This is a genomic window from Agromyces aureus (assembly GCF_001660485.1).
Classification (GTDB): Bacteria; Actinomycetota; Actinomycetes; order Actinomycetales; family Microbacteriaceae; genus Agromyces; species Agromyces aureus.
This window is the reverse complement of record NZ_CP013979.1, coordinates 3,927,255-3,947,684: the sequence shown is the minus strand read 5'-3', so window position 1 is coordinate 3,947,684 and position 20,430 is coordinate 3,927,255. Positions and strand designations below refer to the sequence as shown.

At 65.9% G+C, this 20,430-nt stretch carries 9 protein-coding genes and 3 rRNA genes; 7 read left to right on the top strand and 5 right to left on the bottom strand.

From position 1 onward, the window contains the following. Positions 1-27 precede the first annotated feature (27 nt). A complete protein-coding gene (locus ATC03_RS17605) occupies positions 28-3,576 on the top strand; it encodes an efflux RND transporter permease subunit (protein ID WP_067879971.1) in 3,549 nt (1,182 codons plus the stop codon). Positions 3,577-3,648: 72 nt separating this feature from the next. Here ATC03_RS17605 and ATC03_RS17600 read toward each other — a convergent pair whose 3' ends face one another. Genes ATC03_RS17600 through ATC03_RS17590 form a run of 3 tightly spaced genes read right to left on the bottom strand, consistent with a single transcriptional unit; the run spans position 3,649 to position 8,161 of the window. After that, positions 3,649-5,721, bottom strand: a complete 2,073-nt coding sequence (locus ATC03_RS17600) for an ABC transporter ATP-binding protein (RefSeq protein ID WP_084003596.1) — start codon at positions 5,719-5,721, stop codon at positions 3,649-3,651. Continuing rightward, the gene (locus ATC03_RS17595; protein WP_067879969.1) at positions 5,718-7,454 is read right to left on the bottom strand and encodes an ABC transporter ATP-binding protein; all 1,737 of its coding nucleotides are present in this window, start codon (positions 7,452-7,454) and stop codon (positions 5,718-5,720) included. Before ATC03_RS17595 ends, ATC03_RS17600 begins: the two co-directional genes overlap by 4 nt. A gap of 11 nt (positions 7,455-7,465) precedes the next feature. Continuing rightward, on the bottom strand, positions 7,466-8,161 hold the full coding sequence (locus ATC03_RS17590) for a TetR/AcrR family transcriptional regulator (protein WP_084003595.1): 696 nt from the start codon (positions 8,159-8,161) through the stop codon (positions 7,466-7,468). 649 nt (positions 8,162-8,810) lie between these two features. Between ATC03_RS17590 and ATC03_RS17585 the strand changes: the two genes are divergently transcribed. The 3 genes from ATC03_RS17585 (at position 8,811) to rrf (ending at position 14,272) form a co-directional block, all read left to right on the top strand. Then, positions 8,811-10,340: ribosomal RNA gene (locus ATC03_RS17585) — 16S ribosomal RNA — on the top strand. A gap of 468 nt (positions 10,341-10,808) precedes the next feature. Beyond that, positions 10,809-13,914: ribosomal RNA gene (locus tag ATC03_RS17580) — 23S ribosomal RNA — on the top strand. 241 nt (positions 13,915-14,155) lie between these two features. Then, a 5S ribosomal RNA gene (gene rrf / locus ATC03_RS17575) occupies positions 14,156-14,272 on the top strand. Together the 16S, 23S and 5S rRNA genes form the textbook arrangement of a ribosomal RNA operon. A gap of 136 nt (positions 14,273-14,408) precedes the next feature. On the opposite strand, the gene ATC03_RS17570 is transcribed toward rrf, so the two are convergent. Together ATC03_RS17570 and fdhD are read right to left on the bottom strand one after the other, a co-directional pair. After that, complete coding sequence (locus ATC03_RS17570) at positions 14,409-16,706, bottom strand: FdhF/YdeP family oxidoreductase (protein WP_067879962.1); 2,298 nt, start codon at positions 16,704-16,706, stop codon at positions 14,409-14,411. Between the two features lies 1 nt (position 16,707). Then, the gene (gene fdhD, locus ATC03_RS17565; RefSeq protein ID WP_067879960.1) at positions 16,708-17,592 is read right to left on the bottom strand and encodes a formate dehydrogenase accessory sulfurtransferase FdhD; all 885 of its coding nucleotides are present in this window, start codon (positions 17,590-17,592) and stop codon (positions 16,708-16,710) included. Positions 17,593-17,706: 114 nt separating this feature from the next. Here fdhD and ATC03_RS17560 point away from each other — a divergent pair, with 114 nt between their 5' ends. From ATC03_RS17560 to ATC03_RS17550, 3 genes are all read left to right on the top strand, one after another. Continuing rightward, on the top strand, positions 17,707-18,732 hold the full coding sequence (locus tag ATC03_RS17560; RefSeq protein ID WP_067879958.1) for an NAD-dependent epimerase/dehydratase family protein: 1,026 nt from the start codon (positions 17,707-17,709) through the stop codon (positions 18,730-18,732). Positions 18,733-18,906: 174 nt separating this feature from the next. Further along, a complete protein-coding gene (locus ATC03_RS17555; protein WP_067879956.1) occupies positions 18,907-19,887 on the top strand; it encodes an arginase family protein in 981 nt (326 codons plus the stop codon). Between the two features lie 45 nt (positions 19,888-19,932). After that, on the top strand, positions 19,933-20,430 hold the full coding sequence (locus tag ATC03_RS17550; RefSeq protein ID WP_067879954.1) for a SixA phosphatase family protein: 498 nt from the start codon (positions 19,933-19,935) through the stop codon (positions 20,428-20,430).

Below are 20,430 nucleotides of genomic sequence, written 5' to 3'. Positions count from 1 at the left end.
AACCCCCGCACTGCGAGGATTGACCTCATGTCACTGCTCGCTGCGCTCAGCATGAAGAACCGCGCGCTCATCGCGCTCGTCACGGTGGTGGTGGCGATCTTCGGCGGAATCTCGCTGACCACGCTCAAGCAGGAGCTCGCTCCGTCGATCTCCTTCCCGCAGCTGTCGATCATCACGCAGTACCCGGGCGCGTCGCCCGACGTGGTGAACACCGATGTCTCCACGCCGATCGAGACCGCGATCCAGGGCATCACCGGCCTCGAGGACACGTCGACGAACAGCTCGACCGGCGTCTCGAGGGTCACCGCGAGCTTCACCTACGGCACCGACCTGGCCTTCGCCGAGCAGAAGCTGCTCTCCTCCATCAACCGCATCTCGAGCCAGCTGCCCGACGACGTCGACCCGCAGGTGCTCGCGCTCAGCCTCGACGACTTCCCGGTGCTGCAGATCGCCGTCACCGGCGCCGACGACCCCGCGACCCTCTCCGACGAGCTGACCCGCACGACCCTCGGCGAGATCAAGGACGTCGACGGGGTCCGCGACGCGACGCTCGTCGGCGACTCCGGCCAGCGCGTCACGATCACGCCCGACCCCGCGAAGCTCGCGTCGTACGGGCTCACCTCGCAGGCCGTCAGCGATGCACTCGCCCAGAACGGCGTGCTCATTCCCGCCGGCTCGATCACCGAGGGCGACAAGACCTACGCCGTGCAGACCGGCGCCCGCATCGAGAGCGTCGACGAGCTCACCGCGCTGCCGGTGCTCGGGGGCACCGAGGCCGCTCCGACCGCTCCGGTCGACACGGATGCCGCGGCCGGCGCACTGCCCGACGGTTCTGCCCTGCCCGGCGGCACGACCCTCCCAGAGGGTGCTGCGCTTCCGGGTGCGGCCGCCGCCGCGAGCGTTCCCGTCGCCCTGACGATCGGCGACGTGGCCTCCGTCGAGATCACCGAGAACCCGGTCACGAGCATCTCGCGCGTGAACGGCGAGCCGGCGCTCACGATCCAGGTCACGAAGCTGCCGGCCGCCAACACGGTCGACGTCTCGACCGCGGTGACCGCGCTGCTGCCCGACCTCCAGGCGTCGCTCGACACGACGAACCCGGGCGCCGAGTTCACGGTCGTCTTCGACCAGGCGCCCTACATCCAGCAGTCGATCGAGTCGCTCGCGACCGAGGGCCTGCTGGGGCTCGCGTTCGCCGTCATCGTGATCCTGCTGTTCCTGCTCTCGGTTCGCGCGACCCTCGTCACCGCGATCTCGATCCCCACGTCGGTGCTCATCACCTTCATCGGCCTGCAGGCCACGGGGTACACGCTGAACATCCTCACGCTCGGCGCGCTGACGATCGCGATCGGCCGCGTGGTCGACGACTCGATCGTGGTGATCGAGAACATCAAGCGCCATCTCGTCGCCGGGGTCGACAAGGCCGACACGATCGTGCACGCCGTGCGCGAGGTCGCCGGTGCGATCACGGCCTCGACCATCACGACGGTCGCGGTGTTCGTGCCGATCGCGCTCGTCGAGGGCGTGACCGGCGAGCTCTTCCGTCCGTTCTCGCTCACGGTCACGATCGCGCTCCTCGCGTCGCTGCTCGTGTCGCTCACGATCGTGCCCGTGCTCGCGTACTGGTTCCTGAAGCCCGCCAAGGTGCACGCGCACGGTGGCGAGGCCGGAACGGATGCCGCGGCCGCCGCCTTCGTCGACCAGGCCGGCGCAGGCGCGCCCGACGAACTCGAGCACCCCTCTCGCCTGCAGCGCGGCTACCTGCCGATCATCGCCTGGACGCTGAAGCACAGCTTCGTGACGATCCTCATCGCCGTGCTCGTGCTCGGCGGAACGGTCGCCATGATCCCGCTCATGAAGACGAACTTCCTCGGGTCGTCGGGCCAGAACACCTTCCAGGTGACGCAGGAGCTCCCGGTGGGCTCGAGCCTCGATGCGATGGACGCGGCGTCCGAGCCGGTCGAGCAGGCGATCCTCGACACCGAGGGCGTCGAGACCGTGCAGACCTCGATCGGATCGGGCAGCGGACTCGCGGCGATCTTCGGCGGTGGCAGTGCGACGGTCACCTACTCGATCACGACCGACGAAGACGCAGACCAGGAGGTGTTGCAGGCAGACGTGAAGGAGTCGCTCGACGGCCTCTCCGACGTCGGCCAGGTCACGCTCACCGCGTCGAGCGGCTTCGGCGCCTCGAACGACATCGCGGTCAACATCACGGCGTCGAACGCCGAAGACCTGCAGTCGGCCACCGACGCCATGGTCGAGGAGTTCGAGAGCTTCGACTCGCTGACCCAGGTCAGTTCGAACCTGTCGGAGTCGCGCGAGTACATCGCCGTCGAGATCGACCGCACCGCGGCCGCAGAGGCCGGCTTCTCCGAGGTCGCGCTCGGCGGCCTCGTGTCGAGCAAGATGTCGCCGAGGGCCCAGGGGTCCATCGTCATCGACGAGCAGACGCTCACCATCTACATCGCCGACGAGAACCCGCCGACCACGATCGAGGAACTGCAGGCGCTCGAGGTGCCCACGGCGACCGGTCTGGTGCGTCTCGACACGCTCGCGACGGTCGAGACGATCGACGGCCCGACCTCCATCACCACCGTGCAGGGCCTCCGCAGCGCGACCGTCACCGCGACTCCGGCGGGCGACGACCTCACGGCGGCCAACGCCGACGTGTCGACGGCGCTCGCCGAGGTGGACCTGCCCGCGGGCACCACCGCGGAGATCGGCGGCGTCTCGGCCGACCAGGCCGAGTCGTTCTCGCAGCTCGGGCTCGCACTGCTCGCGGCGATCCTGATCGTCTACATCGTGATGGTCGCGACGTTCCGCTCGCTGCTGCAGCCCCTGCTGCTGCTCGTCTCGGTGCCGTTCGCGGCGACCGGCGCGATCGCGCTGCAGGTCATCACGGGCGTGCCGCTCGGCGTTCCCTCGCTGATCGGCGTGCTGATGCTCGTCGGCATCGTCGTGACGAACGCCATCGTGCTCGTCGACCTCGTCAACCAGTATCGAGATCGCGGCATGAACGTGCGCGACGCGCTCGTGCACGGCGCTTCCCGCCGTCTGCGCCCGATCCTCATGACGGCGTTGGCCACGATCTTCGCGCTCGTGCCGATGGCGCTCGGCATCACCGGCCACGGCGGCTTCATCTCGCAGCCGCTCGCGATCGTGGTCATCGGCGGCCTGCTGTCGTCGACCGTCCTCACGCTCGTCGTGCTGCCGGTGATCTACAACCTCGTCGAGGGCGGGCGCGAACGTCGCGCGGCCAAGCGCGCCGCGCGTGCCGAGCCCGCCGAGCCCGCCGCGACCGCCGCGGAGCCCGCGCTGGTCCCCGCCGGTCGAGGAGCGGAGCGTCTCGAGACCAGCGAACCTTGGACCAGCGCGCCCGACGAGACCACCGCACCGAGCGCGCCGACGGACACCGCCGGTCGAGGAGCCGAGCGTCCCGAGACCAGTGATCCCGAGACCGGCGCACCCGTGACCGGTGCACCGACCGAGCCGACCGGTGCCGACGGCACCGAGGGGCCCGCCGCCACCGACGGCAGCGGCCCTGACGCGCCCGAGCCGCGCCCGGGAGCCTGACCCGCGGCATCCGCTCGAACACGAAAGGGGCTGCGTGCGATCACTCGCACGCAGCCCCTTCGTCGTTCCCGGTCAGACCTGTTCGTCGACCGGCGCCTCGAACTGCGCGTTGTAGAGGCGGTAGTACGCGCCCTTCGCGGCGAGCAGTTGCGTGTGCGAGCCCTGCTCGACGATCGACCCGTTCTCCATGACGAGGATCACGTCGGCGTCGCGGATCGTCGAGAGCCGGTGCGCGATGACGAAGCTGGTGCGGTTCTCGCGCAGCGCGGCCATGGCCTTCTGCACGAGCACTTCGGTGCGCGTGTCGACCGAGCTCGTCGCCTCGTCGAGGATCAGCACGTTCGGACGGGCGAGGAACGCCCGCGCGATGGTGATGAGCTGCTTCTCGCCGGCCGAGAGGTTGCCGGCCTCGTCGTCGAGCACGGTGTCGTACCCGTCGGGCAGGGCGTGCACGAACCGGTCGACGTAGGCGGCGACGGCCGCGGCGAGGATCTCCTCCTCCGTGGCACCCGGTCGCCCGTAGGCGATGTTCTCTCGGATCGTGCCGCCGAACAGCCAGGTGTCCTGCAGCACCATGCCGGTGCGCGAGCGCAGGTCGTCGCGGGTCATGTCGTTGATGTCGACGCCGTTGTACGTGATGCGACCCGAGTCGACATCGTAGAACCGCATGATGAGGTTCACGAGCGTCGTCTTGCCGGCGCCCGTGGGGCCGACGATGGCGACGGTCGAGCCCGGCTCGGCCACGAGGTTCATGTGCTCGATGAGCGGCTTGTCGGGCGAGTAGCTGAACGAGACGTCCTCGAACGCCAGGCGCGCTCCCGCTTCGCCACCCTCGGTGACGGATGCCGGTGACGCGGGCGTCTCGGGGTCGGGGTCCTGCTCCTCGGCGTCCAGCAGCTCGAAGATGCGCTCGGCGCTCGCGACGCCCGACTGCAGCAGGTTGGCCATGGAGCCGAGCTGGCTGAGCGGCTGGGTGAACTGGCGCGAGTACTGGATGAACGCCTGCACGTCGCCGAGGCGCATGGTGCCGCCGGCGACCATGAGCCCGCCGACGACCGCGATCGCGACGTAGACGAGGTTCCCGACGAACATCATCGCGGGCATGATGATGCCCGACACGAACTGGGCACCGAAGCTCGCGGCGTACAGCTCGTCGTTCTTGGCGTCGAACGCCTCGTCGACCTCCTTCTGGCGGCCGAACACCTTCACGAGCGAGTGGCCGGTGAAGGTCTCCTCGATGCGGGCGTTGAGCGTGCCGGTGTGCTTCCACTGCGCGGCGAACAGCTTCTGCGACCGCTTGGCGATGACGACCGTGATGACGGCCGAGAGCGGGATCGTCACGAGGGCGACGGCCGCGAGCAGCGGCGAGATCGTGAACATCATGACGAGCACGCCGACCACGGTGAGCAGCGAGGTCAGCATCTGGCTCATCGTCTGCTGCAGGCTCTGCGAGACGTTGTCCATGTCGTTGGTGACCCTCGAGAGCACCTCGCCGCGCTGCAGGGCGTCGAAGTACTTCAGCGGCAGCCGGTTGATCTTCTCCTCGACGTCCTCCCGCAGCCGGTACACGGTGCGCTGGATCGCGCCGTTCAGCACCCAGCCCTGCAGCCACATGAAGAGCGAGGCCAGCAGGTAGAGCGCGAGCACGCCCATGAGCACCATGCCGAGTGCCTGGAAGTCGATGCCCTGGCCGACCTGGAAGTCGTTCATGGCCGAGACCATGTTGGCGATGTCGTCCTGCCCGGCGGCGCGCAGCATCTCGATGGCCTGCGCCTGCGTGGTGCCGGCCGGCATCTGCTCGCCGAGCGCCGACGAGACGACGCCCTCGAAGATGATGTTCGTGCCCTCGCCGAGCAGCTTCGGCCCGAGCACGCTGAACACGACGCCGATGATGGCGAGGATCGTCACCGAGATGACCGGCCACGCCTCGGGGCGCAGTCGCCCGATGAGTCGCTTGGCCGACGGCCAGAAGTCGATCGCCTTCTGCACGGGGGCCTGCATGCCGCCACCGAACGGGCCGCCGCCGCGACGCGGGGGCGCCGCGGGTGCAGGGGCTGCCTCGGCCTCGGAGGCGATCTCGGCCTGGGTGGCCGCGCTGATCGCGCCGGTGTCGGGGTGTGCGTCGTTGCGCTGCTCGGTGGTCATGCTGCGGCCTCCTCGGCGCTGAGCTGGCTGGAGACGATCTCCTCGTAGGTGGGGGAGTTCGCGAGGAGCTCCTCGTGCGTTCCGCGGGCGATGATCTCGCCGTGCTCGAGCACGAGGATCTGGTCGGCGTCGACGATGCTCGAGACGCGCTGGGCGACCACGAACATCGAGGCATCGCCGATGTCGGCGCGGAGGGCGCGGCGAAGGCGCCCGTCGGTCGCGACGTCGAGCGCCGAGAACGAGTCGTCGAATACGTAGATCTCCGGACGTTTCACGAGCGCTCTCGCGATGGCCAGTCGTTGGCGTTGACCACCGGAGACATTCGTGCCGCCCTGGGCGATGGGGGCCTCGAGGCCGCCCGGCATGGCCGAGACGAACCCCTTCGCCTGCGCGACCTCGAGCGCGTGCCAGAGCTCGTCATCGGTGGCATCCGGCTTTCCGTAGCGGAGGTTCGAGGCGACCGTGCCCGAGAACAGGTACGGCTTCTGGGGAACCAGGCCGATGCGCTCCCAGAGCGCGTCGGGCTCGAGGTCGCGCACGTCGACCCCGTCGATGCGCACGCTGCCCTCGGTCGCATCGAACAGGCGGGGCAGCAGGTTCACGAGCGTCGTCTTGCCCGAGCCGGTGCTGCCGATCACCGCGGTGGTCGTGCCGGGCTCGGTGAGGAACGTCAGGTTCCGCAGCACCGGTGACTCGGCGCCGGGGTAGGCGAAACTCACGTCGTCGAGCTCGATGGCGCCGTGCATGCTCACCACGGTCGTGGGCTCGAGCGGCGGCACGACGCTCGAGCTGGTCTCGAGCACCTCGCCGATGCGATCGGCGCTGACCGATGCCCGCGGGATCATCACGGCCATGAAGGTCGCCATCATGACGGCCATGAGGATCTGCATCAGGTACTGCAGGAACGCCATGAGCGTTCCGACCTGCATACTGCCGTCCTCGATGCGGAACGCGCCGAACCAGAGCACGGCGACGCTCGAGACGTTGAGCACGGCCATGACCACGGGGAACATGAGTGCCATCAGGCGGCCGGCGCGCGTCGCGACATCCGTGATCTCGGCATTGGCGACCTCGAACCGGTCGCGCTCCTCGGGCTCGCGCACGAACGCGCGGATGACTCGGATGCCGGTGAGCTGCTCGCGCAGCACGAGGTTCAGGCGGTCGATCTTCTTCTGCATCACGCGGAACAGCGGCACCATGCGGCTCACGATGAGCCCGACGGCGATGAGCAGCACGGGCACGCTGATCGCGATCAGCCAGGAGAGCTCGAGGTCCTGCTGCATGGCCATGATCACGCCGCCGATGGCGAGGATCGGGGCCGAGACGAGCATCGTCGAGGTCATCAGCACGAGCATCTGCACCTGCTGCACGTCGTTCGTCGTGCGGGTGATCAGCGACGGGGCGCCGAACTTCGAGACCTCGCGCTCCGAGAACTCGCCGACCTTGCGGAACACTCCGCGCCGAAGGTCGCGCCCGACGGCCATGGCGACCTTCGCGCCGAAGTAGACGGCCGTGATCGAGCACGCGACCTGCGCGAGCGTGATGAGCAGCATCCAGCCGCCCGTCGTGAGGATGTACGCGGTGTCACCGGTGGCGACGCCCTGGTCGATGATGTCGGCGTTCAACGTCGGCAGGTAGAGCGAGGCCATCGACTGCGCCAGTTGGAAGACGATGACGGCGACGACCAGCCACGAGTACGGCTTGACGTAGCGCTTCAACAGGGAGATGAGCATGATGCGGCTTTCTACGCAGTGAGGGGTGCGGTGGCGGGGCTGATCGGGGTGACGACGTCGGGTGATGCGGTGGCGGATGCCGCGGCGCGGCGTTCGTCGGCGGAGGCGGTCGTGGTGGCGGCACCGGTTGCGACCGAGAAGCCGTGCAGCAGCAGCGCGCTGATCTCGTCGGCCGGCACGACCTCGCCGTTCGTGATCATCGGATGGGTCATCGAGAAGGTCGCGTATCGGATGAACTGCGCGGCGCGACGGGGAGTGACCGTGAGTCGGTCGCGGTGCGGCAGCAGCACGTCGGCGATCGCCTGGATGACGGGCTCGTTGTCGGGCGGACGACGCTTGGCGTGCTCGGGGGTTCGCTCGTGGAAGCCGAGGATCGCGACGAGCGCGAAGATCTGCTCGGTGCGGTGCTGCGTCAACTCGACGATCGCGCGGATGACGCCGTCGAGGTCGGTGGACTCGGGGATCTCGCGGATCGCGTCGACCATCGACGTCGCCTCGATGTGGCGGTGGATCGAGTCGTGGATGAGCTCGTCCTTATCGGCGAACACGGAGTACAGGGTGCCCTCGGCGACGCCGGCCGCTTCGGCGAGCTGCTTGCTCGTCACGTCGCGCCCGTACTGCACGAGCAGTGGAACCGCCGCGTCCATGATCGACGCACGCCGCTCGTCGCGGCTCATGGGCTTCGCCCGTCGTGTTCGTTCGGTCATGCCGAGATCATAACTGAATGAGCGCTCACTCAGAAGGATGAACACGGATGAAACGGCTTTTCGCGACGGTCGGATCGAGCGAGCGGATGCCGGTGGCGCACGTCGATCGCCGGTCGCGCACCCTCGGCCGCCGCGCCGTCGGCCGCACGTTCAGAGGTGCGACACGCCCGGGCTGCGTGGCTGATTTGGCGTCGGGCGTCCCGTCCGCGTAAGTTCTTACATGTCGCAACGGCGGCTGAGAAGCGGAAGCGCAGATCAGCCGGGTGTGCGGTGGTTCTAGCCAAATAACCTCGAAGGCGCAGACAATGCGACTCGGTGATTTCAAGCCTAGAATGATAACCCCCATTTCCTGACGATCGCGACTCGTTCGCGTGGTGTCCGGGTCTGTTCGCAGATTTGGTTGCCGGGTCCGGTGATGGTAGGTTGTACAGGTTGCCCTGAATGGCTGCTCACGTTGGTGGGTTGGTTGTTTTGTTGGCGTCTGGTTCTTGAGAACTCAACAGCGTGCACTATGTTCAATGCCAATTTTTTGAACCCCATCCACTTCGGTGGTGGGATTCCTTTGATTGATGGACAATTTGATTTTTAGAGTCAGTTGTTTCTCTGTCAGTGAACAAACTCCCTGACACTTCGGTGTTGGGAACCATTTTTTTTGGAGAGTTTGATCCTGGCTCAGGACGAACGCTGGCGGCGTGCTTAACACATGCAAGTCGAACGATGAAGCCCAGCTTGCTGGGTGGATTAGTGGCGAACGGGTGAGTAACACGTGAGTAACCTGCCCTGGACTCTGGGATAAGCGTTGGAAACGACGTCTAATACCGGATAGGACCCTGGACCGCATGGTTTGGGGTGGAAAGTTTTTTCGGTCTGGGATGGACTCGCGGCCTATCAGCTTGTTGGTGAGGTAATGGCTCACCAAGGCGTCGACGGGTAGCCGGCCTGAGAGGGTGACCGGCCACACTGGGACTGAGACACGGCCCAGACTCCTACGGGAGGCAGCAGTGGGGAATATTGCACAATGGGCGAAAGCCTGATGCAGCAACGCCGCGTGCGGGATGACGGCCTTCGGGTTGTAAACCGCTTTTAGTAAGGAAGAAGGGGAGCTTGCTCCTTGACGGTACTTGCAGAAAAAGGACCGGCTAACTACGTGCCAGCAGCCGCGGTAATACGTAGGGTCCGAGCGTTGTCCGGAATTATTGGGCGTAAAGAGCTCGTAGGCGGTTTGTCGCGTCTGCTGTGAAATCTGGAGGCTCAACCTCCAGCCTGCAGTGGGTACGGGCAGACTAGAGTGCGGTAGGGGAGAATGGAATTCCTGGTGTAGCGGTGGAATGCGCAGATATCAGGAGGAACACCGATGGCGAAGGCAGTTCTCTGGGCCGTAACTGACGCTGAGGAGCGAAAGCGTGGGGAGCGAACAGGATTAGATACCCTGGTAGTCCACGCCGTAAACGTTGGGCGCTAGATGTGGGGACCTTTCCACGGTTTCCGTGTCGTAGCTAACGCATTAAGCGCCCCGCCTGGGGAGTACGGCCGCAAGGCTAAAACTCAAAGGAATTGACGGGGGCCCGCACAAGCGGCGGAGCATGCGGATTAATTCGATGCAACGCGAAGAACCTTACCAAGGCTTGACATGACCGAGAACGCCGCAGAAATGTGGAACTCTTTGGACACTCGGTTACAGGTGGTGCATGGTTGTCGTCAGCTCGTGTCGTGAGATGTTGGGTTAAGTCCCGCAACGAGCGCAACCCTCGTCGCATGTTGCCAGCACGTAATGGTGGGAACTCATGTGAGACTGCCGGGGTCAACTCGGAGGAAGGTGGGGATGACGTCAAATCATCATGCCCCTTATGTCTTGGGCTTCACGCATGCTACAATGGCCGGTACAAAGGGCTGCGATGTCGTAAGGCGGAGCGAATCCCAAAAAGCCGGTCTCAGTTCGGATTGAGGTCTGCAACTCGACCTCATGAAGTCGGAGTCGCTAGTAATCGCAGATCAGCAACGCTGCGGTGAATACGTTCCCGGGCCTTGTACACACCGCCCGTCAAGTCATGAAAGTCGGTAACACCCGAAGCCGGTGGCCTAACCCTTGTGGAGGGAGCCGTCGAAGGTGGGATCGGTGATTAGGACTAAGTCGTAACAAGGTAGCCGTACCGGAAGGTGCGGCTGGATCACCTCCTTTCTAAGGAGCAACTCAGAAGCTTTCGGGTTTCTGCAGTGCAGGCCGGATCGGGTCCTTTGTGGCTCGCTGGTCGCTCATGGGTGGAACATTGAACATAGATGCTCGGGCCAATGGGTCTGGTTTAGTACGCCTCTTCGGGGGTTGGAACGGCTGGGTTCGGCGGGTCGGGCATGTTGCACGCTGTTGGGTCCTGAGGGACCGGACAAACTCTGATGCTTCGGTGTCGGGGGTGATGGTTTCTTCAGACCTTCACGAAGCCGATGGTTGATGATTCGGTGGGTGTGGGGGTTCTGGCCGTCTGTTGAGAACTACATAGTGGACGCGAGCATCTTAGAAGCAGGACTTTGTCCTGTTTCACAAAAGGTGAATCGCATTGAATGGCATCCTTCGGGGTGTTGTTTGGTGTGTTCACTGGTCAATTTCTCCGGCACTTCGGTGTCGGATACGAATTCGATCGAACTCATGTGATTTCAAGTTTCTAAGAGCAAACGGTGGATGCCTTGGCATCTGGAGCCGAAGAAGGACGTCGTAATCTGCGATAAGCCTCGGGGAGCTGATAAACGAGCTGTGATCCGAGGATTTCCGAATGGGGAAACCCCGCCAGGCCCTTTGGGTGACCTGGTGACTCCCGCCTGAATATATAGGGCGGGTAGAGGGAACGTGGGGAAGTGAAACATCTCAGTACCCACAGGAAGAGAAAACAACCGTGATTCCGTAAGTAGTGGCGAGCGAACGCGGAAGAGGCTAAACCGAGCCATGTGTGATACCCGGCAGGGGTTGCATGGTCGGGGTTGTGGGACCTTTCGGACTGTACTGCCGTGCAGTCACGGTGACGCGTCAGGTATAGACGAACCGCATTGAAAGGCGGACCGGAGTGGGTGTGAGTCCCGTAGTCGAAATGCCTGGCCGGCCGGAGAGGTATCCCAAGTAGCGCGGGGCCCGAGAAATCCCGCGTGAATCTGTCAGGACCACCTGATAAGCCTAAATACTCCCAGATGACCGATAGCGGACAAGTACCGTGAGGGAAAGGTGAAAAGTACCCCGGGAGGGGAGTGAAATAGTACCTGAAACCGTTTGCTTACAAACCGTTGGAGCACCCTTGTAGGTGTGACAGCGTGCCTTTTGAAGAATGAGCCTGCGAGTTAGTGATCTGTGGCGAGGTTAACCCGTGTGGGGCAGCCGTAGCGAAAGCGAGTCTGAATAGGGCGATTCAGTCGCAGGTCCTAGACCCGAAGCGAAGTGATCTATCCATGGCCAGGTTGAAGCGACGGTAAGACGTCGTGGAGGACCGAACCCACTTCAGTTGAAAATGGAGGGGATGAGCTGTGGATAGGGGTGAAAGGCCAATCAAACTTCGTGATAGCTGGTTCTCTCCGAAATGCATTTAGGTGCAGCGTTGCGTGTTTCTTGCCGGAGGTAGAGCTACTGGATGGCCGATGGGCCCTAAAAGGTTACTGACGTCAGCCAAACTCCGAATGCCGGTAAGTGAGAGCGCAGCAGTGAGACGGTGGGGGATAAGCTTCATCGTCGAGAGGGAAACAACCCAGACCACCAACTAAGGTCCCCAAGCGCGTGCTAAGTGGGAAAGGATGTGGAGTTGCACAGACAACCAGGAGGTTGGCTTAGAAGCAGCCACCCTTGAAAGAGTGCGTAATAGCTCACTGGTCAAGTGATTCCGCGCCGACAATGTAACGGGGCTCAAGCACGCCACCGAAGTTGTGGCATTGACATTACAGGTAGGCCTTCGTGGTCCAGCCGTGTTGATGGGTAGGAGAGCGTCGTGTGGGCAGTGAAGCGGCGGTGGAAACCAGCCGTGGAGGCCACACGAGTGAGAATGCAGGCATGAGTAGCGAAAGACGGGTGAGAAACCCGTCCTCCGGAAGACCAAGGGTTCCAGGGTCAAGCTAATCTGCCCTGGGTAAGTCGGGACCTAAGGCGAGGCCGACAGGCGTAGTCGATGGACAACGGGTTGATATTCCCGTACCGGCGAAGAACCGCCCACATGAAATCAGGAGTGCTAAGCATCCCAAGACGCGTGGATCCCTTCGGGGACGATCGTGAGGCGGCATGCGACCCCATCTGGTGGAGTGAGCGTATTAACAGGTGTGACGCAGGAAGGTAGCCCAACCCGGGCGATGGTTGACCCGGGGCAAGTGCGTAGGCCGAGCGATAGGCAAATCCGTCGCTCATGATGGCTGAGACACGATGCGGATAAAAAGTGGGTGATCCTATGCTGCCGAGAAAAGCATCGACGCGAGGTTCCAGCCGCCCGTACCCCAAACCGACTCAGGTGGTCAGGTAGAGAATACTAAGGAGATCGAGAGAATCGTGGTTAAGGAACTCGGCAAAATGCCCCCGTAACTTCGGGAGAAGGGGGGCCTAAGGCGTGAACCAACTTGCTTGGGGAAGCGCTGCAGGGCCGCAGAGACCAGTGGGAAGCGACTGTTTACTAAAAACACAGGTCCGTGCCAAGTCGCAAGACGATGTATACGGACTGACGCCTGCCCGGTGCTGGAAGGTTAAGAGGACCGGTTAGCCGCAAGGCGAAGCTGAGAATTTAAGCCCCAGTAAACGGCGGTGGTAACTATAACCATCCTAAGGTAGCGAAATTCCTTGTCGGGTAAGTTCCGACCTGCACGAATGGCGTAACGACTTCCCAGCTGTCTCAACCGCGAACTCGGCGAAATTGCAGTACGAGTAAAGATGCTCGTTACGCGCAGAAGGACGGAAAGACCCCGTGACCTTTACTACAGCTTGGTATTGGTGTTCGGTGTGGCTTGTGTAGGATAGGTGGGAGACTGTGAAGCTGGCACGCTAGTGTTGGTGGAGTCATTGTTGAAATACCACTCTGGTCACTCTGGATATCTAACTTCGAACCGTGATCCGGTTCAGGGACAGTGCCTGGTGGGTAGTTTAACTGGGGCGGTTGCCTCCCAAAAAGTAACGGAGGCGCCCAAAGGTTCCCTCAACCTGGTTGGCAATCAGGTGGCGAGTGTAAGTGCACAAGGGAGCTTGACTGTGAGACTGACAGGTCGAGCAGGGACGAAAGTCGGGACTAGTGATCCGGCAGTGGCTTGTGGAAGCGCTGTCGCTCAACGGATAAAAGGTACCTCGGGGATAACAGGCTGATCTTGCCCAAGAGTCCATATCGACGGCATGGTTTGGCACCTCGATGTCGGCTCGTCGCATCCTGGGGCTGGAGTAGGTCCCAAGGGTTGGGCTGTTCGCCCATTAAAGCGGTACGCGAGCTGGGTTTAGAACGTCGTGAGACAGTTCGGTCCCTATCCTCTGCGCGCGCAGGAAATTTGAGAGGATCTGACCCTAGTACGAGAGGACCGGGTTGGACGAACCTCTGGTGTGCCAGTTGTTCCGCCAGGAGCACCGCTGGTTAGCTACGTTCGGGATGGATAACCGCTGAAAGCATCTAAGCGGGAAGCCGGCCTCAAGATGAGATTTCCATCCCCATTGGGGGAGAGGCTCCCAGCCAGACGACTGGGTTGATAGGCCGGATGTGGAAGACAGGACTAACGACTGTCGGAGCTGACCGGTACTAATAAGCCGATAACTTGAAACCTCACTACACACACACGAAAGTGTTCATTCACGTAAAAGGCGTGTGTGTGGCCTGATGACTCGCGTCCACTCTGTGGTTCCCAACAGACGGAAACACAAACACACAACTCAACACACGACACCCATCGTGCCTGAGCAGGCGCCCCCGGACCACCGGGCCGGCACCAGCACACGCACCGATGAGGTTCACCGAGACTACACACCCACCACCCCCCAGGGATGGTGCCGGTTGTGGCAAGAGTTTCGGCGGCCATAGCGCGAGGGAAACGCCCGGACACATTCCGAACCCGGAAGCTAAGACTCGCAGCGCCGATGGTACTGCAGGGGGGACCCTGTGGGAGAGTAGGACACCGCCGGACAACCATTACCAGGAAGGCCACCCCAACGGGTGGCCTTCCTGCATTTAACACACACCAACCTCCTCGGAGGTGCGAACGAAGGGCCGCCCCACTGGGGCGGCCCTTCGTGCGTTCCGACTCGAGGCGTCCTGAGGCTTCAGCTGCGCGGCACGAGGCGCACGATCACGGCTTTCGAGACGGGCGTGTTCGACTCCTCGGCCGCGCTCTCGAGGGGGACGAGCACGTTCGCCTCCGGGTAGTAGGCCGCGGCGCATCCGCGTGCGGTCGGGTAGGCGACGAGACGCTGGTTCGCGAGGACGCGGTCGGGCTGTCCGGGCCACTCGCCGACCACGTCGACCCGGTCGCCGTCGTCCAGGCCGAGGTCCGCCAGGTCGTCGGGGTGCACGAACACCACGTCGCGTCCCTTCTTGATGCCGCGGTACCGGTCGTTGAGGCTGTAGATCGTGGTGTTGAACTGGTCGTGCGAGCGGAGCGTCTGCAGGATCAGCCGGCCGGCCGGGCGTTCGATGTGCTCGAGCTCGTTCACCGTGATCATGGCCTTGCCGGCGACGGTGTCGAAGCGGCGCTCGTCGCGCGGCCCGTTCGGCAGGATGAAGCCGCCCTGCTTGCGGATGTCCACGTTGAACGTCGCGAAGCCGGGCACCACGCGCGCGATCCGGTCGCGGATCAGGTCGTAGTCGGCCTCGAACTCGCGCCAGGGGATGTCGTGACGTCCGCCCAGGGTCGCGTCTGCGAGGCGGCAGACGATCGCGATCTCGGAGAGCAGGCCGTCGGCAGCGGGCGGGATGGCGCCGTGGCTCGCGTGCACCGCGCACACGCTGTCCTCGACCGACACGAACTGCGGCACGTCGCCCTGCAGGTCGACCTCGGTGCGGCCGAGGGTCGGGAGGATCAGGGCCTCCTCCCCCGTCACGACGTGCGAGCGATTGAGCTTCGTCGATACCTGCACGGTGAGCTTCGCCCCCCGCATCGCAGCCTCGGCGACGGCGGTGTCCGAGATCGCGCCGACGAAGTTGCCGCCCAGCGCCATGAACACGTCGAGGTCGCCGTCGCGGAGTCCGTGCACCGTGTGCAGCGCATCCGCGCCGTGCGTGCGCGGCACCGGGAAGGCGAACTCCCGCTCGAGCGCCGCGAGGAAGGTCTCGGGCATCCGCTCCCAGATGCCCATCGTGCGGTCCCCCTGCACGTTGCTGTGTCCGCGGATCGGCGAGGCGCCGGCGCCGGGCTTGCCGATGTTGCCGCGCAGCAGCAGCAGGTTGACGATCTCCTTGATCGTCGGCACGGCCTTCTTGTGCTGGGTGAGGCCCATGGCCCACGTGATGATGACGCGATCGGCGGCGAGGTACTCGGCCGCGAGGGCGTCGATCTCGTCCGCCGTGAGTCCGGTGGCCGCAGCGACGGCGGCCTCGTCGAGGGACGCGAGGTGCTCGCGCAGGGCGTCGAGTCCGACGGTGTGCTCCTCGAGGAACGCGTGGTCGAGCACGGTTCCCGGGGCCAGCTCCTCGGCGTCGAGCACGCGCTTGGACACGGCCTGGAGGAGCGCCATGTCGCCTCCGGAGCGGATCTGCAGGAAGCGGTCGGCGATCACGGTGCCCTTGCCGAGGATACCGCGTACCTTCTGCGGGTTCTTGTAGCGAACCAGCCCGGCCTCGGGGAGGACGTTGACCGAGACCACACGGCCGCCGTTGCGCTTCGTCTCCTCGAGGGCCGTAAGCATGCGGGGGTGGTTCGTACCGGGGTTCTGGCCCATGACGATGACGAGGTCGGCCTTGCCGAAGTCGTCGTACGCCACCGTCGACTTGCCGATGCCGATGGTCGCGCCGAGCGCGGTGCCCGTGGACTCGTGGCACATGTTCGAGCAGTCGGGCAGGTTGTTGGTTCCGAGGGCGCGCACGAAGAGCTGGTAGAGGAACGCGGCCTCGTTCGACGTGCGACCGCTCGTGTAGAACGCAGCGCGATCGGCTGAGTCGAGACCGTTGAGGTGGTCGGCGATCAGGTCGAACGCGGCATCCCACGAGATGGGTTCGTAGTGGTCGGAACCGGCCGGCTTGTGGACGGGTTCGGTGAGCCGGCCCTGCTGGCCCAGCCAGTACTCGTCGCGGGCGAGGAGCGAGGTCAGCGAGTGCTCGGCCCAGAACGAGCGCGGCACCGTGATCGGAGTGGCCTCCCACGTCGTCGCCTTCATGCCGTTCTCGCAGAACTCGAGCACGTTGCGGTGGCCGGGGTCGGGCCACGCGCAGCTCATGCAGTCGAAGCCGTCCTTCTGGTTGATCGCCAGCGCGAGTCGGGCCGTGCGGGAGAGGCCCATGTGCTTCAGGGCCGGCTCCATGGAGTGCAGGATGCCGGGGGCGCCGACCGCCCAGGACTTGTTGTGGCCGACCTCGAGGTCGGGATACGGCTCGGGTACGACGTCGGCCGTCGGTTCACTCGTCACGTCAGCCCGCCGTGACGTGGCCGGGGACGGGGCCCGCGGTGGGCGCGGCATCCGGCGGGGACGGCATGGTGATGCGCTCGTCGCCCGCGTAGACGACCATCGAGTCGCCGCGCATGAACCCGACGAGCGTGATGCCGGCCTGCTTCGCGTGCTCGACCGCGAGCGACGAGGGTGCGGACACGGCCGCGAGCACCGGGATGCCGGCCATGGTCGCCTTCTGCGTGAGCTCGAAGCTCGCTCGGCCCGACACCTGCAGGACCAGGCCGTGAAGCGGGAGCAGGCCTTCGCGCGCCGCCCAGCCGATGACCTTGTCGACGGCGTTGTGCCGCCCGACGTCTTCTCGGAGCACGATCATCTCGCCGGTGCGCCCGTCGAAGAGCGCGGCCGCGTGCAGGCCGCCGGTCTTCTCGAAGATCTCCTGACCCGCGCGCAGGCGTTCGGGGAAGCGCGCGAGCGTCTCGGCATCCACCCGCAGGTCGGCGTCGGCCACGGGGTGCGAGGTGCGCGTGTGCACGGCCTCGATGCTCGCCTTGCCGCAGACGCCGCACGAGCTCGACACGTACGTGCTTCGCCGCGCCGCGGCATCCGGCTGGGGGATGCCGCTGGCGAGCGTGAGGTCGAGGACGTTGTACGTGTTCTCACCGTCGGCACCGGCGCAGTGGATGGCGCCGGCGACCTGGTCGCCGCTCGAGACGACGCCCTCGGAGACGAGGAAGCCGACGGCGAGATCGATGTCGTGGCCAGGGGTGCGCATCGTGACCGCGAGGGGCTGGCGCCCGACCCGGATCTCGAGCGGTTCCTCGACCGCGAGGAGGTCGTCGCGGCGGCTCGTGCGAGCGCCGACCGTGATTCGTGTGACCCGCGTCCGTGCGGTGATCCTGCCCATGCGTCCTGCCTATCACGGTCTTCCGTGCGCGCCATGCGATCCCGGTCGAATCGATCGGTTCGCGGAGCGTGAACACGGGTATCCACGGCACGCCCCCTGTGGTGGGATGACGGCATGGACCTGCTCATCCTCGGCGGCACGCAATGGCTCGGACGTTCGCTCGCGACGGAGGCGGTGGCGCGGGGGCACCGGGTGGTGTGCCTCGCCCGCGGGGAGTCCGGCGAGGTCGCGCCGGGCGTCGAGCTCGTGCGGGCCGATCGCTCGTCGGACAATGCGTCTGCGGCGGTCGCCGGACGCGACTGGGATGCCGCGATCGATGTCACCCGTCAACCCGGTTACGCGCGAGCGGCGGCCGCGGCGCTCGCGGACGCGGTCGGGCACCTGACGTTCATCTCGTCGGGCAACGTCTACGCCTCGCAGAACGAGCCAGGAGCCGACGAGCGCGCAGCGCTGCTGCCCCCGCTCGAGGCCGACGAGTCGACGCCCGAGACGTACGGCGAGGCGAAGTCGGCGATCGAGCGCGCGTACGGCGAGGTGTTCGGCGAGCGGTTCCTGACGATCAGGCCCGGGCTCATCGCCGGGCCGGGCGATGCCTCCGGGCGCAGCGGGTACTGGGTCGCGCGGGCCGCCCGTGCCGCGCGCGACGGTGGCCCCGTGCTCGTGCCCGACGTGCTCGCCGATGCGGTGCAGGCGATCCACGTCGACGACCTCGTGCGGTTCACGCTCGACCAGGCCGAGCGGGGGGCGGCGGGTGGAGTCGCAGCGGGTGCGTTCGGCACGGGCGCGTATAACGCGGTCGGCGATCGGGGTACGTTCGGCGAGGTGCTCGAGGCTGCGACCGCCGTAGCCGGGTACCGCGGGGAGCTGGTGGCGGCGTCGCCGGGGTGGTTGGCCGATCAGGGCGTCGCCGAGTGGTCTGGGCCGGAGTCGCTGCCCCTGTGGATCCGCGACCCCGAGTGGCGCGCGTTCCAGGACCGCTCGAATGCCGCGGCGAAGGCGGCCGGGCTCGTGCTGCGACCGATCGGCCAGCTGCTCGAGGAGACGCTCGCGTGGGAACGCGACCAGGGGCTCGACCGCGCGCGGGGTGCGGGCCTTTCCGCCGGGCGGGAACGGGAGTTGCTGGCGGCGTTGCGGAGCTGAGGCCGGTGCATCGGCGCTGGTCTCGAGACGCTTCGCTCCTCGACCGGCGTGGGTGGCGCTCCTCGGCGGGGCGCGGGTGGCGCGCTCCTCGACCGGCGCACGGCGTCCGGGATCGCAGACGTGAGCGGGGCCGATGACGCGACGTCCGTGCGGCGCGCTCGGTAGCGTGCTGCCATGTCCACGTTGTCGAACGACCCGAGCTGGCCGCGCGCCGGTGCTTGGCCCGCCCTCGATGAGACGGCTGCCGCGGCATCCGTCGATCTGGCGATCCTCGGCGTCGGGGCCTGGCGCACCTCGCTGTCGCCGACCGCCGCGCACGCGACGCCCGCCGCGATCCGCGAGGCGCTGCGACGGTACAGCCCCGCGCTGATGCCCGATCGCGCCCGGGGCGGCGCCGTGCTCGATCTCGACGAGCGCCTGATGATCGCCGATGTCGGCGACATCCACGAGCCCGACGGGCCGGAGGGCGAAGCGCGCACGGTCGCCGCCGTTTCCGAGGCGCTCGGTCGCGCTCGCGCGCTCATGGCGCTCGGCGGCGACAACTCCGTGACGGTCGCAACCGCGCTCGGCGCCTGGGGCGACGATCTCGACCGCGCGGGTCTCGTCACGATCGACGCGCACTACGACCTGCGCGACGGCGTCTCGAACGGGTCCCCGGTGCGCCGGCTCGTCGAGGCCGGGCTCGATCCATCGCGCATCGTGCAGATCGGCATCGCCGACTTCGCCAACTCCGCGGCCTATGCCCATCGGGCGCACGACCTCGGCATCACGGTGATCCACCGCGATGAGCTGCACCACCGTGCGCCGGCCGATGTCATGGCCGAGGCGCTCGCCATCGCGGGTGCGGCCGGTGGCCCGGTGCACCTCGACGTGGACGTCGACGTGTGCGACCGGTCGGTCGCTCCGGCCTGCCCCGCCTCGGTTCCCGGTGGCCTCGCCGCGTGGGAGCTGCGCGCACTCGTGCGGGCCGCGGCATCCGACCCACTGGTGCGCAGCGCCGACCTCGTCGAGATCGATGCGACGACGGATGCCGCAGATCACCGCACGGTGCGCCTCGCGGCGCTGTGCGTGCTCGAGTTCGCGGCCGGGCTCGCCGCGAGGGACGACGCCGCGGGCGATGCCGGAGGCGATGCCGCGAGCGCGTCGAACCACTGACCGCGAGCCGATGCGGCCTTCGGCGGGCGGTGGCAGACTCGGCGCATGAAGACGCTCATCCTCGTGCGCCACGCCAAGTCCGACTGGGGTCAGCCAGGCCTCGCCGATCACGACCGCCCGCTCAACGATCGCGGGCTGCGCGACGCGCCCGTGATGGGCGCGAGGCTCCTCGAGCGAGGGTCGATCCCCGACGCGATCGTGTCGAGCACCGCACTGCGGGCGCAGGCCACGGCGAAGCTCATCGCGACCGCACTCGGCCTCGACGCGGCATCCGTCGAGCTCGACGACCGGCTGTACGGGTCGTCGCCGCAGACGATCCTGCGCGTCGTCGGCGAACTCGACGACGAGGTCGGGCGCGCCATGATCGTGGCCCACGACCCCGGCCTGTCCGACCTCGCGTACGACCTCACCGAGTCGATCGGCGAGATGCCGACGTGCGCGGTGCTCGAGCTCGACTTCGACATCGACGAGTGGGTCGAGGTGGAGTTCCAGACACCGGTCGCGACCAGGTTCGACACGCCGAAGTCCGACACGCCTCGGTAG

Excerpts from the sequence above, each read along its gene's own strand:
- ATC03_RS17605 (WP_067879971.1), top strand. The coding sequence starts at position 28 with ATGTCACTGCTCGCTGCGCTCAGCATGAAGAACCGCGCGCTCATCGCG.
- ATC03_RS17600 (WP_084003596.1), bottom strand. The coding sequence starts at position 5,721 with ATGACCACCGAGCAGCGCAACGACGCACACCCCGACACCGGCGCGATC.
- ATC03_RS17595 (WP_067879969.1), bottom strand. The coding sequence starts at position 7,454 with ATGCTCATCTCCCTGTTGAAGCGCTACGTCAAGCCGTACTCGTGGCTG.
- ATC03_RS17590 (WP_084003595.1), bottom strand. The coding sequence starts at position 8,161 with ATGACCGAACGAACACGACGGGCGAAGCCCATGAGCCGCGACGAGCGG.
- fdhD (WP_067879960.1), bottom strand. The coding sequence starts at position 17,592 with ATGGGCAGGATCACCGCACGGACGCGGGTCACACGAATCACGGTCGGC.
- ATC03_RS17560 (WP_067879958.1), top strand. The coding sequence starts at position 17,707 with ATGGACCTGCTCATCCTCGGCGGCACGCAATGGCTCGGACGTTCGCTC.
- ATC03_RS17555 (WP_067879956.1), top strand. The coding sequence starts at position 18,907 with ATGTCCACGTTGTCGAACGACCCGAGCTGGCCGCGCGCCGGTGCTTGG.
- ATC03_RS17550 (WP_067879954.1), top strand. The coding sequence starts at position 19,933 with ATGAAGACGCTCATCCTCGTGCGCCACGCCAAGTCCGACTGGGGTCAG.